We start from the raw sequence: 12,702 nt of genomic DNA on the forward strand, positions 1-12,702 counted from the left end.
CCTCATTGACATTTGCGGCAGGCAGGTGTGGGCTGCGGGCGCATCACGCGGAAGGGACGACGGCCAGCGATCATGGGCAGCATGACAAAGACCGACATAGCACGCCGGGTCTACAACCATACCTGGAAGCTCGATCCGATCATCCGCAGCCTGCTGGACACGGATTTCTACAAACTCCTGATGCTGCAGATGATCCGCGGCCTCTACCCGGATGTGAACGTCACCTTCTCGCTCACCAACCGCAACAAGGCGGTGCGGCTGGCCGACGAGATCGACCTTGGCGAGCTGCGCGAACAGCTCGACCACGCGCGCACCATCCGCTTCACCAAGAAGGAGATGATCTGGCTGGCCGGCAACACCTTCTATGGCCGCAAGCAGATCTTTCAGCCCGACTTTCTGGCCTGGCTGGCCGATTTCCGCCTGCCCGAATACGAGCTGCGCCGCCACAACGGCCAGTTCGAGCTGCATTTTCACGGATCGTGGATGGAAACCACGATGTGGGAAATCCCGGCGCTGGCCATCATCAACGAACTGCGTTCGCGCGCGGCCATGCGCTCGCTCGGCCCCTTCGCGCTCGACGTTCTCTATGCCCGCGCCAAGGCCAAGGTGTGGGAGAAGGTGGAACGGCTGAAGCGCTATCCCGACATCCGCATTTCCGACTTCGGGACGAGGCGGCGCCATTCCTTTCTCTGGCAGCGCTGGTGCGTGGAGGCGCTGAAGGAAGGCATCGGCGATGCCTTCACCGGCACCTCCAACGTGCTCCTCGCCATGGATACGGACCTCGAAGCGCTCGGCACGAACGCCCACGAGCTGCCCATGGTGCTGGCGGCCCTCGCAAAGGACGATGAAGCGCTGAAGGCCGCCCCCTACCGGGTGCTGGAGGACTGGCAGAGCCACTATGGCGGCAATCTGCTCATCGTGCTTCCCGATACGTTCGGCACCGAATCCTTCCTGCGCTCGGCACCCGACTGGGTGGCCGATTGGACCGGCTTCCGCCCCGACAGCGCTCCCCCGATCGAGGGCGGCGAGCGTATCCTTTCCTGGTGGAAAGAGCGCGGCAGGGATCCGCGCGAGAAGCTGCTCATCTTCTCCGATGCGCTCGACGTCGACACCATCGAACGCACCTACAACCACTTCAAGGGGCGCGTGCGCATGGCCTTCGGCTGGGGCACCAACCTGACCAACGATTTCGAGGACTGCGCGCCGCGGGAGATCGCGGGGCTCAAGGCAATCTCCACCGTCTGCAAGGTGAGCGAGGCCAATGGCCGGCCGGCGGTGAAGCTCTCCGACAACCCGGAAAAGGCCACGGGCGAGCCCGCCGAGATCGAGCGCTACATGAGGGTCTTCGGCACCGAGAATCTGGTGCGGCGACCGGTCAAGGTTTGACGCGGCGGGCGAGCGGTGGTGCCTTCGCTACCGCTCTTCCTCAAGCATTTCCTTCACAATCGTTGCCAACTGCTTGAGAGAAAACGGCTTTGGGAGGAATCCGAATTTCGCATCTGAGGGCAGGTTCTTGGCAAATGCATCTTCGGCATATCCCGAGACGAAGATGAACCTGATATTGGGCTGAACCTTGCGCAGCTCGCCCAGCAGCGTCGGCCCATCCATCTCCGGCATCACCACGTCGGAGACGACGAGGTCCACCTTGCCTTCGAGCGCGTTGAAAATCTCCAGCGCCTCGGTTCCCGAGCTCGCTTCGTGCACCTCATAGCCGCGCGAGGAAAGCGCGCGCACGCTGCCCATGCGCACGGCGTCCTCGTCTTCCACCAGAAGCACCCGCGCGGAGCCGGAGAGATCGCGCGTCTCTTGCCTGGCTGCGGCCTGTCCCGTTTCACCTTCCCCTGCCGGCCGAGAATCCTCATCCGTGCCGGCCTCCGGCACGTGGCGCGGCAGGAAGATGCGGAAGACCGTGCCCTTGCCGACCTCGGAATCGCAGAAGATGAAGCCGCCGGTCTGCTTGACGATGCCATAGACCATGGACAGGCCGAGGCCGGTGCCCTTGCCCACCTCCTTGGTGGTGAAGAAGGGCTCGAAGATCTTCTTCAACGTCTCGGGCGGTATGCCGGTGCCGGTATCCTCCACCTCGACCAGAACATACTCGCCCGGCACCAGCTCGCGGTAGCCGAAGCCTGCGCATTCGTCTTCCACCACATTCCGGGTGCGCACCACGAGGGTGCCGCCGTCTGGCATGGCATCGCGGGCGTTGACGGCCAGGTTCACCACCACCTGCTCGAACTGGCCGATGTCCGCCTTCACGGGCCACAGGTCGCGCCCGTGCTCCACCGCCAGCGTGACGTCGTTGCCGACGAGACGGGAAAGCAGCATGCGCAGATCCGCCAGAACGTCGGTGAGGTTGAGCACCTCGGGCCTCAGCGTCTGGCGGCGCGAGAATGCCAGGAGCTGGCGCACCAGAGAGGCGGCGCGATTGGCATTCTGCTTGATGTTCATGATGTCCGGGAAGGAGGGGTCGGACGGGCGGTGGTTCGTGAGAAGCAGATCGGAGGCCATGATGATGGCCGTGAGCACGTTGTTGAAGTCGTGCGCGATGCCTCCTGCAAGCTGGCCCACCGCCTGCATCTTCTGGCTTTGCGCCATCTGCGCTTCGAGCGCCTTCTGCTCCGTGGTCTCCACGGCATAGACGATGGCCGCCTCCTCCGTGCCCTCTCCGCTCCCCGCATCCGCCACGGCGTTCACATAGAAGCGCATGTGGCGCTCCTCGTTGTCGGGCAGAACGGTGTCGATGGGGGCGATGTCGGCCTGGTGCTGCTTGGCCTTTTCCAGCGCCACGGCAAAGGCTGCACGGTCCCGTTCGTGCATCACGGTGTCGAGGCGCACATGCCGGTCCAGCGCATCGCGATCGACGACGCTGGAGAAGAGCGAGAGAAAAGGCGCATTCGTCCTCAGGATGCGCCCCTCATGGTCGACGCTGGCGATGGCCATGGGCGTGGAGTTGAAGAACCGCGTGAAGCGCACCTCGGCGGCGCGCAGTTCCACCGAGGCGTCCTCCCCTTCCGCGCGGTTGAGCACGATGGTGCGTGTGGTCCCGCGCGCGCCGTCGCGCGTTGCCGTCACCCGGTGCATGAAGCGCACAGGCAGCGCCTCGCCACGCATGGTGGAAAGGTCGAGGTCGATCACGGCGTTGCGTGTGGTGCCCGGCTCGGCCTTCACGGCCTGCACCAGCGCCATGCCGTCACCGGCAACGATGTCGGAAAGGGACAGCGCGCCGGGAACGAAATTGGCCAGGTCGACGCCCAGCCACTCGGCAAGCGTGGCGTTGATGTAGGTGAGCCGCCCTTCCGCATCGGCCGCGAAAAAGCCGGCGGGCGCATGGTCCAGATGGTCGATGGCCTTCTGCAGATCGAGGAAGAAGCGCTCCTGCTCGGCCCGCTCCTCCGAAATGTCGGTGACCAGCCATGCCGAAAGCGGCTTGCGGTGGCCAGGCACCTTGAAGACGCGCGCCCAGGCCCGATACCAGCGCGCACCCGGCTCCGCCCCGGCGCGGATGGGCCGGGAAAGGCGGAACTCGCCATCCGCAGGCTTGCCGTCGCGCAGGCTTGCGACAAGCCGCTCGATGACGGGTGCCGCCTCCGGGTTGTCGGAGAGAAGCGCCTCGACCGTCTTCACATCGGTCGCCGACGTGGCGCCGGTAAGCGCCGCATAGGCGCGGTTGGCATAGAGGATGTGGCCCTTCGCGTCGGTGACCAGCAACCCCTCGCCCATGGAATCGATGAAAGCGCGGGAAAGCTCGTCGCCGGTGGAGCGCGGCGCAATCTGGATGAAGCCAATGGCGCTGGCGAACAGATAGCCAACGCCGATCATCGCCATGATGCCCAGAACGCCGAGCAGGAACCCCTCGCCCAGCCGCTCCTGAAACAGGGCGAAGACGAGAGCGGAGCCCGTGAGCACCAGAATGAAGATGATAAGCCGCGTAATCACGCCGGGGCGCGCACCCTGGTCGATGATGGGTGCCGTGTCGATTTCGCCGCCGTTGATTTTGGCCATCCGTTTCCTGCCCGTCGCGCCGAGTGCAAGCGGCCCCTTGACCGTCTCCGCCATATATCAGGGCGTGCTGCATGCGCAAGGTCGCCGGCGCCATATATCCTGGCGATGCGATGGGTCTTGCCGCCCGGCGCGGCCAAGCCTACTCTCCCGCGCCAAGGCAATGGCCCGGGAGTGCGAGAATGGGTGAATGGCTGGCAAATCCGGCGGGAAGCGGCTTCATCGGCGCCGTTCTGTGGACCTTCGGCGCACTTCTCCTGCTCGTTCTCGTGCTGCTTGCCATACGTCTGCTGCGCGGGCGCGCGCCGGGAGCCTTCGCCGTTGGCGGGCGTGGCCGGCTGGCGCGCCTCGGTGTCGTCGAGGTGGCGGCCGTCGACAGCCAGAGGCGCCTGGTGCTGGTGCGCCGCGATGACGTGGAGCATCTGATTCTCACCGGCGGGGCCGGTGATTTGGTGATCGAGCGCGGTATTTCCAGGCGCGAGGCGGGCGGGCCATTGCTGCGGTCCGGCCCTGCCGCCACCAAGGCTGAGCCGCCGCACGGCGCCCTCGGTGCCGACCGGGGGGATGCTGCGGATGTCGGCGTGGCCGCGCTGCCGCAGAGCGTTTCGGCGCAGAAGGGACGGGAGGAGCGCCCGCGCGGCACCCCCGCCATCGAGGACGAGATGAGCCGCCTGCTCGACGATCTGGCCGCAGAGCGCGAAAGAAGAGGCTGAGCGCCCGGGCGGCCAGCGCATTTTGCAGCCGGATGGAATCATCTGGCGTCGCACAAATACGGCAAAAACAAATAGATGAACCGGTCTAAGGTTTGCGTGCCGCCAGCTTGTCGCGCAGCAGCTTGCCGCGCCCCTCCCGCGTCGTCTGGCGGGCACGACCGAAGGCCAGCGCATCGTCGGGCACATCGTGGGTGATGACGCTGCCGGACGCGATATAGGCGCCGGCACCCACCCTGAGCGGGGCGACGAGCGAGGAGTTCGTGCCGATGAATGCGCCGGGGCCGATCTCCGTCACATACTTGCCGAAGCCATCATAATTGCAGGTGATGGTGCCAGCGCCGATATTGACGCCAGCCCCCACCACGGCATCGCCCACATAGGAAAGATGGGGCATCTTGGCGCCGGTCTCGATGCGCGCCTTCTTGACCTCGCAGAAATTGCCGATCTTGGCCTTCTCCATGATCTCCGCTCCCGGCCGCAGCCGGGCGAAGGGGCCGATCTCCGCGCCGCTTTCCACACGCGCCCCTTCCAGATGCGAGAAGGCGCGGATGCGCACATCGTTGCCGATCTTCACGCCCGGGCCGAACCAGACATGCGGCTCCACCACCGTATCGGGGCCGACCTGCGTGTCGTGGGAGAAGAACACGGTTTCCGGCGCGATCAGCGTGACACCCGAAAGCATGGCTTCCCTGCGCCGGCGCGCCTGCCACATCGCCTCCGCCTCGGCCAGCTGCGCACGGTTGTTGACGCCGAGCGCGTTTTCGAACGCGGCCTCCACCGCCCTCACCGTCAGGCCGCGGGCGGCGGCGATCTGCACGATGTCGGTGAGATAATATTCGCCCTTGGCGTTTTCATTGCCGATGGCGTCGAGCAGCGCCAGCGCATGGCGGCCTGCGATGGCCATGGTGCCGCCATTGCAATAGGTGATGCGACGCTCCTCGGGCGAGCAGTCCTTCTCCTCGCGAATGGCGACCAGCGCGCCGTCCCTCTCCACCAGGCGGCCGTAGCCCGTGGGGTCGGCGGCGTGAAACCCCATCACGGCGATGTCGGCGCCCTCCGCAAGCGCAGCGCGCATGGAGGCAAGCATCCGGGCATCCAGGAGCGGCGTGTCGGCAAAGAGCACCAGAAGGTCGTCGTAGCCCCGCTCGATTGCCGCGCGCGCGGCACGCACGGCATGAGCCGTGCCAAGCTGCCGTTCCTGCACGAAGAATTCGGCGTGCCGACCGCCAAGCAGCTGCTCGGCCGTTGCCCGCACCATCTGCGCGCCGTGCCCGACCACCAGCGCCAGGGCCTGCGCGCCGGCCTGCGCGGCGGCCTGCATGACATGCCCCAGCATCTCCAGCCCAGCGATCTTGTGCAGCACCTTCGGCAAGGCACTCTTCATGCGGGTGCCCTCGCCTGCAGCGAGGATGATGGCAAGGCAGCTTCGGTCGCTCATGGCTGGAAATCCGCTCGGTTGCTTCAGAATCGGCCGATCTGTAGCACCGCCGGCGGCAAGCTCCAATGCGGCTTTCCTATCCGAGCCGCCCAAGCGCAGGAAAGGTTTCCAGAAGCCAATAGGCCATGGACTGCATGCCGCCGGTCAGGAACAGGACGCCGGCCAGCACGAGCAGCCCGCCCATCGCCTTCTCCACCCGCCCCAGATGCATACGGAAGCGCTGCAGAAAACGCATGAAGGCGTCGGAGAACAAGGCCGCGACGAGGAAGGGAATGCCAAGACCGGCCGAATAGACCGCCAGCATCAAGGCGCCCTCGCCCACCGTCTCGCGACCGCCGGCAAGGGTGAGGATCGGCCCCAGGACCGGGCCGATGCAGGGGGTCCAGCCGAAGCCGAAGGCAAGCCCCATCACATAGGCGGCCCCGAAACCGGCCGGGCGCCCCCCGGCCTGAAAGCGTGCCTCGCGCGAAAGCAGCGGAATGCGCACGACGCCGAGGAAGTTGAGCCCCATGACGATGATCACCAGACCGGCGACGATCGCCAGTTCCTGCTGCCAGGCACGCAGGAGCGCGCCGATGGTGGAAGCGCCGGCGCCCAGCGCCACAAAGACGGTCGAAAAGCCGAGCACGAAGAAAAGTGCCGCCGAAAGCAGCGACAGCCGTGCTCCTGCCGCCGCATCCGGGCGGCGGAAGTCCTCCACGGAGACACCGGCCATGTAGCACAGATAGGGCGGGACGAGCGGCAGCACGCAGGGCGAGAGAAAGGAAAGCGCTCCCGCAAAAAGCGCGCTCGCATAGCCCACGTCGATGGCCATGACACCTCCTGTCGCTGCCCGTTCCGTGCCAGCATATAGCCGCCACGACGCCCACGCTCCAATCACCATCTCGTGGCAAAGCGCCGCAGCGGGAGGTGGAGAACCGACCCGAAAGACCGCGCAACGTCGATCCACCCAAGTAATCTTGGTGAGCGCGCAGGGGCTCGAACCCTGGACCTACTGATTAAAAGTCAGTTGCTCTACCAGCTGAGCTACGCGCTCGCGCGGTGGCGGCTGGTGCCGCCTGCGAGGGTGCGCGGAACATAGTCAGCCGGTCAGGCCCGGTCAACTGCGCGCGCGCATTTTATCGCGCTTTGCGCAGTGCGGAGAGCTGGGCGGAAAAGCCCTCAGCTTTCCAGCCCCGCTTCGCGCCTTGCCCGCTCGCGGAACACGCGGCGGATAATCTTGCCGGTGGTGGTGAGCGGCATGGAATCGACGAACTCGACCTCGCGCGGGTACTCATGCGCCGACAACCGCTCGCGCACCCACAGGCGGATCTCCTCGGCCAGCGCCGCGCTGGCGGCAAAACCCTCCTTGAGCACCACATAGGCCTTCACGATCTCGGTGCGCACGGCATCGGGCTTGCCAACCACGGCGGCGAGCGCGACTGCCGGGTGCCCCGTCAGGCAATCCTCGATTTCGGCCGGGCCGATGCGATACCCCGAGGAGGTGATCACGTCGTCGTCGCGACCGAGGAAATGGAAATATCCCTCCTCGTCCACAAGGCCCTGGTCGCCGGTGGTCATCCAGTCGCCGACGAACTTCTCGCGCGTGGCTTCCTCGTTCTGCCAATATCCCAGAAACATCACCGGATCGGGACGCAGAACGGCGATCTGCCCCACCGTGCCAGCGGCCACCGGCTCACCATCCTGGCCGATGACGGCGACCCGATGACCGGGCACCGGCCTTCCGATGGCGCCGGCGCGGCCGACACCGATTGCGCCACATGAGGACAGCACGAGGTTGCATTCGGTCTGGCCATAGAACTCGTTGATGCTCAGCCCCAGCGCGGCGCGGGCCCAGTCGTAGGTTTCCCGGCCGAGCGCTTCGCCACCGGAGCCGACCGTCCGAAGCGACAGGCCAAAGCGGTCGGCGATGTTGGGCACGCCTTTCAGCATCCTCAATGCCGTGGGCGGAATGAAGGCGTTGCGCACCCCCATCCGCTCCATCAGGCCGAGGGCTGCTTCCGGGTCGAAACGCTCGAAGCGGCCCGCCACCACCGGCACTCCGAGATAGAGCCCCGGCAGGAGAACGTTGAGAAGCCCGCCAGCCCACGCCCAATCGGCCGGCGTCCACAGAAGATCGCCGGGCTGCGGCAGAAATTCGTGATGCATCTGCACACCCGGCAGGTGGCCCAGAAGCACGCGCTGGCCGTGCAGCGCGCCCTTCGGCGGCCCGGTGGTGCCGGAGGTGAAGATCATCATGACCGGGTCGTCGGGTCCGGTTTCCTCCGCCTCGAAGGTCCCGGGATTTTCGGCGATCATCCGGTGAAAGTCCCATGCGCCCGCGTCGGCGCCATCGGTCGAGACGATCACCTCAAGGGAGGCGGGAGGATTTTCGATCGCCCTCAGCCTGGCAAGGCCGCCCGCGTTGGTCACCACAGCCTTCACGCCGGCTGTCCGCAACCGATATTGCAGCGCCTCGACGCCGAACAGCAGGGCCAGCGGCACGGCAATGGCGCCCAGCTTGTAGATGGCAGCGTGGGCAATCGCCACCTCGAAGCATTGCGGCAGGAGCAGCGCCACGCGCTCGCCGCGGCGGATGCCGGCTGCCCTCAGCGCGTGGGCCAGGGCGTTGGAGCGCCGCGCCAGCGCCCCGTAGGTCAGCCTTTGCTGCTCGCCCCTGGCGTGGAAGTCCAAAAGCGCCACGCGCTGCGGCTCGCGGCGCGCCCAGGCATCGGCCATCGCGACGCCGATGTTGAAGCGGCGGGGGATCGCCCAGCGGAAAGCACGGCAGAGATCGGAGTAGCTGTCGCTTCTTTCAAGTGTGGCCACGTCTTGCGCCCCATTCTACCGGCCGTCATGCCCGAGACATGTGCCCAGAACATGCGGCAGCCGCTCCGGCAGGTCCTCGGCGATCAGGCCGGTGCCCACGGCCCTTCCCGCCTCGGCGTGCAGTTGGACGGCTGCGCACGCGGCTTCAAAGGCGGGCATTCCCTGCCCCATAAGGCCGGCGATCATGCCTGCCAGAACATCGCCGGAGCCAGCGGTGGCAAGATACGGTGTGGCATTGGCATTGATGACGGCACGGCCATCCGGCGCGGCGATGACGGTGTCGGGGCCCTTCAGCACCACGATCGCATGGGCACGCATGGCGGCGCGGCGCGCCCGTTCCAGCTTGGAAAGCGCCTCGTCGCCCGCAAGGTCAGGAAAGAGGCGGGCGAACTCCGCGGCGTGCGGCGTCAATACGAGCCTGGCCGGGTTGGCCTCGGCCGCAGCGAACAGGCGCCCAGGCTCCTCCGCAAAGGCAGTGAGCGCGTCGGCATCCAGCACCAGATGCACGGCGGCGCGCGCGACCGTCTCGGCAAAGAGGCGCGCTTTCTCCCCGACGCCGAAGCCGGGGCCGAGCACGAGGGCGGAAGGGCGGCGACGCTGCAGAAACTCCTCCAGCTCGGCCTCCTCCTCCACGCGGGCCAGCATGATGGACGTCAGATGCATGGCATTGACGGCAAGCGCCGCCGCCGGTGAAAGCACCGTCACCGCCCCCGCCCCGATGCGCGCGGCCGCGCGCGCGGCAAGGCGTGCTGCGCCTGTTGCCGTCGGCGGGCCGGAGAAGACGACGACGTGCCCTCGGCTGTACTTGTGCGCCTCCGCGCTCGGGCGCGGCAGGAGATGCCGCCAGAGGGATGCCGCGTTCTCCCGGCAGGTCGGCCGCACGGTTTCAAGCACATGAGCGGGAATGCCGATATCGGCAACCACCGTCTCTCCGCACAGCCCCCGGCCCGGAAAGAGCAGATGCCCCGGCTTCTTTCGGAAGAAGGTGACGGTGAGCGCGGCGCCGGACGCGCAGCCAAGCACGGCACCGCTTTCGCCGGAAACGCCGGAGGGAAGATCGACAGCGACGACAGGCATTCCGCCGCCTGCGAGTTTCTCCACCGCCTGCGTGTGGACGCCGTCGAGCGGCCGGGAAAGGCCGGCGCCGAACAAGGCATCGACCACCACCCATCCCGCCTCGGGGGTGAAGGCGGCAAGCGGCTCTGCCCTGCAAGGGCACTCCTCGGCGGCCCGCCGCCCGTCCGTCCCCTCTGCCGGAAGCGCCTCGCGCCACACGCGAGCGGCAAGGCCGTGCTCCGCAAGCAGGCGGGCGATCACATAGCCATCGCCACCATTGTTGCCGGGACCACACAGAATGTCGAAGCCGGCGGCATCGGCAAAGCGGCTCAGGATCTCCGCCGTCACGGCCGCCCCGGCATTGAGCATCAGGGCGTAGCTGCCGCCTCCGATCGCTTCGGCCGCGAGCCTGTCGGCCTCTCCCATCTGCTGCGGCAAGAGAATCTCGTGCATGAACCGACCCTCGATGATCGTCTGATAGTGCCCCCTGCGCGTGGACACGTAAATGCGACAGTGCAGTGTGCCCATTCTTTTTGCATGATGCATATTTTTTAATCAGACACTAAAGTGGCCGGACGGCGTTGCAGCGGCCCATCGGGCGGAATCGGCGCCCGATCCCGCGGCCTTGAGGGGCTGAGCGCGGCCCACACAGGGGCCTGCGGGCCCGACGGCCGGTTGGCACGCTTCATGCATAGACGAGACCGGAGCGGGGGAAGCCCCGCTTTTGCAGCAATCGGAGGCCGCCGAAACATGAAAAAGATCGAGGCGATCATCAAGCCGTTCAAGCTCGACGAAGTGAAGGAAGCCCTTCAGGAAGTCGGACTGCAGGGCATCACCGTCACCGAGGCAAAGGGATTCGGACGGCAGAAGGGGCACACGGAGCTCTATCGCGGTGCCGAATATGTGGTCGACTTCCTGCCGAAGGTGAAGATCGAGGTGGTGCTGGCCGACGACATGGTCGACGCCGCCATCGAAGCCATCCGCAAGGCCGCACAGACCGGGCGGATCGGCGACGGCAAGATCTTCGTAACCAATGTGGAAGAGGTCATCCGCATCCGCACCGGCGAGACGGGACCGGACGCGGTGTAGTCCGGCCGGCCGATTGTTGAGACAGTTGTCATAGACAGGGATTTGAAAAGCATGACGACAGCACAGGATATCCTGAAGCAGATCAAGGACAATGACGTCAAATTCGTCGATCTGCGCTTTACCGATCCGAGGGGCAAGCTGCAGCACGTGACGATGGACGTCAGCGCTGTCGATGAGGACATGTTCGCCGATGGCGTGATGTTCGACGGCTCCTCCATTGCCGGCTGGAAGGCCATCAACGAATCCGACATGGTGCTGATGCCGGACACGGAGACGGCCCACATGGACCCCTTCTTCGCGCAGTCGACGATGTCCATCATCTGCGACATTCTCGACCCGGTCTCCGGCGAGTCCTACAATCGCGACCCGCGCGGCACGGCCAAGAAGGCGGAAGCCTATCTGAAGGCGGAAGGGATCGGCGACACCTGCTACGTCGGCCCGGAGGCGGAGTTCTTCGTCTTCGACGATGTGCGCTACAAGGCCGACCCTTACAATACCGGCTTCAAGCTCGACTGCACCGAGCTTCCCTCCAATGACGACACCGAGTACGAGACGGGCAATCTGGGCCATCGGCCGCGCACCAAGGGCGGCTACTTCCCCGTGCCGCCGGTGGATTCGGCCCAGGACATGCGCTCGGAGATGCTGTCCGTGATGGCGGAAATGGGCGTCACCGTCGAAAAGCACCACCACGAGGTCGGTGCGGCCCAGCACGAGCTCGGCATCAAGTTCGACACGCTGACGCGCAACGCCGACAAGCTGTTGATCTACAAGTACGTGGTGCACCAGGTGGCGAATGCCTACGGCAAGACGGCCACCTTCATGCCGAAGCCCATCTATGGCGACAACGGCTCCGGCATGCATGTGCACCAGTCGATCTGGAAGGACGGCAAGCCGACATTCGCCGGCAACGAGTATGCCGGCCTTTCGGAGACCTGCCTCTACTACATCGGTGGCATCATCAAGCACGCCAAGGCGCTCAACGCCTTCACCAATCCTTCCACCAACTCCTACAAGCGTCTCGTGCCGGGCTTCGAGGCGCCGGTGCTGCTCGCCTATTCGGCGCGCAACCGCTCGGCCTCCTGCCGCATTCCCTTCGGTTCATCGCCGAAGTCGAAGCGTGTGGAGGTTCGCTTCCCCGACGCGACGGCCAATCCCTATCTCGCCTTTGCGGCGATGCTGATGGCCGGCCTCGACGGCATCAAGAACAAGATCCATCCGGGCGAGGCCATGGACAAGGATCTCTACGACCTGCCGCCGCAGGAGCTGGAGCAGGTGCCGACCGTGTGCGGCAGCCTGCGCGAGGCGCTGATGAATCTCGACAAGGACCGGGCCTTCCTGAAGGCGGGCGGCGTGTTCGATGACGATCAGATCGATGCCTATATCGAACTGAAGATGTCGGAGGTGCTGCGCTACGAGATGACGCCGCATCCGGTGGAGTTCGACCTCTACTACTCCGCCTGACGAGACAACGCCCATTCGGGTGTGGGGGGGGCAGGAAAACCCCGGGTCGCAAGACCCGGGGTCAGACCGCTGACAAACCCCGTCATTTTCGGCGGGGTTTTGTTTTATGGGTTTGTTGGGGTTTGGGATTTCGTTGTC

At 65.8% G+C, this 12,702-nt stretch carries 9 protein-coding genes and 1 tRNA gene; 4 read left to right on the top strand and 6 right to left on the bottom strand.

Translation table 11 applies throughout. The features are described from left to right. The first annotated feature begins 81 nt into the window (after positions 1 to 81). Positions 82 to 1,386 carry a nicotinate phosphoribosyltransferase gene (gene pncB / locus NYR58_RS14455; protein WP_261521655.1) on the top strand — a complete coding sequence of 435 codons (1,305 nt, stop codon included), beginning with the start codon at positions 82 to 84 and terminating at the stop codon, positions 1,384 to 1,386. Between the two features lie 27 nt (positions 1,387 to 1,413). Here the strand turns inward: pncB and cckA are convergent, their stop codons facing one another. Beyond that, positions 1,414 to 4,002 (bottom strand): cell cycle histidine kinase CckA, encoded by a 2,589-nt coding sequence (gene cckA, locus NYR58_RS14460; protein WP_261521656.1) that lies wholly within the window; start codon positions 4,000 to 4,002, stop codon positions 1,414 to 1,416. 179 nt (positions 4,003 to 4,181) lie between these two features. On the opposite strand from cckA, the gene NYR58_RS14465 reads away from it, so the two are divergent. Continuing rightward, positions 4,182 to 4,712: a flagellar biosynthetic protein FliO gene (locus tag NYR58_RS14465; RefSeq protein ID WP_261521658.1), complete on the top strand. Its 531-nt coding sequence runs from the start codon at positions 4,182 to 4,184 to the stop codon at positions 4,710 to 4,712. Between the two features lie 85 nt (positions 4,713 to 4,797). On the opposite strand, the gene glmU is transcribed toward NYR58_RS14465, so the two are convergent. From glmU to NYR58_RS14490, 5 genes are all read right to left on the bottom strand, one after another. Beyond that, positions 4,798 to 6,150 carry a bifunctional UDP-N-acetylglucosamine diphosphorylase/glucosamine-1-phosphate N-acetyltransferase GlmU gene (gene glmU / locus NYR58_RS14470; RefSeq protein WP_261521659.1) on the bottom strand — a complete coding sequence of 451 codons (1,353 nt, stop codon included), beginning with the start codon at positions 6,148 to 6,150 and terminating at the stop codon, positions 4,798 to 4,800. 76 nt (positions 6,151 to 6,226) lie between these two features. Continuing rightward, the gene (locus NYR58_RS14475) at positions 6,227 to 6,964 is read right to left on the bottom strand and encodes a cytochrome c biogenesis CcdA family protein (protein WP_261521660.1); all 738 of its coding nucleotides are present in this window, start codon (positions 6,962 to 6,964) and stop codon (positions 6,227 to 6,229) included. A gap of 146 nt (positions 6,965 to 7,110) precedes the next feature. Next, positions 7,111 to 7,186, bottom strand: a tRNA-Lys gene (locus NYR58_RS14480). 125 nt (positions 7,187 to 7,311) lie between these two features. Beyond that, positions 7,312 to 8,958: an AMP-binding protein gene (locus NYR58_RS14485; RefSeq protein ID WP_261521661.1), complete on the bottom strand. Its 1,647-nt coding sequence runs from the start codon at positions 8,956 to 8,958 to the stop codon at positions 7,312 to 7,314. A gap of 15 nt (positions 8,959 to 8,973) precedes the next feature. Next, complete coding sequence (locus NYR58_RS14490; RefSeq protein WP_261521663.1) at positions 8,974 to 10,467, bottom strand: NAD(P)H-hydrate dehydratase; 1,494 nt, start codon at positions 10,465 to 10,467, stop codon at positions 8,974 to 8,976. A 297-nt stretch (positions 10,468 to 10,764) separates the two neighbouring features. Between NYR58_RS14490 and NYR58_RS14495 the strand changes: the two genes are divergently transcribed. Both NYR58_RS14495 and glnA read left to right on the top strand, forming a co-directional pair. Continuing rightward, entirely contained in the window at positions 10,765 to 11,103 is a 339-nt protein-coding gene (locus tag NYR58_RS14495; RefSeq protein ID WP_261521665.1) for a P-II family nitrogen regulator, read from the top strand. A gap of 51 nt (positions 11,104 to 11,154) precedes the next feature. Continuing rightward, complete coding sequence (glnA, locus tag NYR58_RS14500) at positions 11,155 to 12,564, top strand: type I glutamate--ammonia ligase (RefSeq protein WP_261521666.1); 1,410 nt, start codon at positions 11,155 to 11,157, stop codon at positions 12,562 to 12,564. The last annotated feature ends 138 nt before the right edge of the window (positions 12,565 to 12,702 follow it).

Origin of the sequence: Chelativorans intermedius, from assembly GCF_025398255.1 — a bacterium.
Taxonomy (GTDB): Bacteria; Pseudomonadota; Alphaproteobacteria; order Rhizobiales; family Rhizobiaceae; genus Chelativorans; species Chelativorans intermedius.

What these genes read in the sequence shown, in the direction of transcription:
- pncB (WP_261521655.1), top strand. Translation starts at nt 82, where the DNA reads ATGACAAAGACCGACATAGCACGCCGGGTCTACAACCATACCTGGAAG.
- NYR58_RS14465 (WP_261521658.1), top strand. Translation starts at nt 4,182, where the DNA reads ATGGGTGAATGGCTGGCAAATCCGGCGGGAAGCGGCTTCATCGGCGCC.
- glnA (WP_261521666.1), top strand. Translation starts at nt 11,155, where the DNA reads ATGACGACAGCACAGGATATCCTGAAGCAGATCAAGGACAATGACGTC.
- NYR58_RS14475 (WP_261521660.1), bottom strand. Translation starts at nt 6,964, where the DNA reads ATGGCCATCGACGTGGGCTATGCGAGCGCGCTTTTTGCGGGAGCGCTT.
- NYR58_RS14495 (WP_261521665.1), top strand. Translation starts at nt 10,765, where the DNA reads ATGAAAAAGATCGAGGCGATCATCAAGCCGTTCAAGCTCGACGAAGTG.
- NYR58_RS14490 (WP_261521663.1), bottom strand. Translation starts at nt 10,467, where the DNA reads ATGCACGAGATTCTCTTGCCGCAGCAGATGGGAGAGGCCGACAGGCTC.
- cckA (WP_261521656.1), bottom strand. Translation starts at nt 4,002, where the DNA reads ATGGCCAAAATCAACGGCGGCGAAATCGACACGGCACCCATCATCGAC.
- glmU (WP_261521659.1), bottom strand. Translation starts at nt 6,150, where the DNA reads ATGAGCGACCGAAGCTGCCTTGCCATCATCCTCGCTGCAGGCGAGGGC.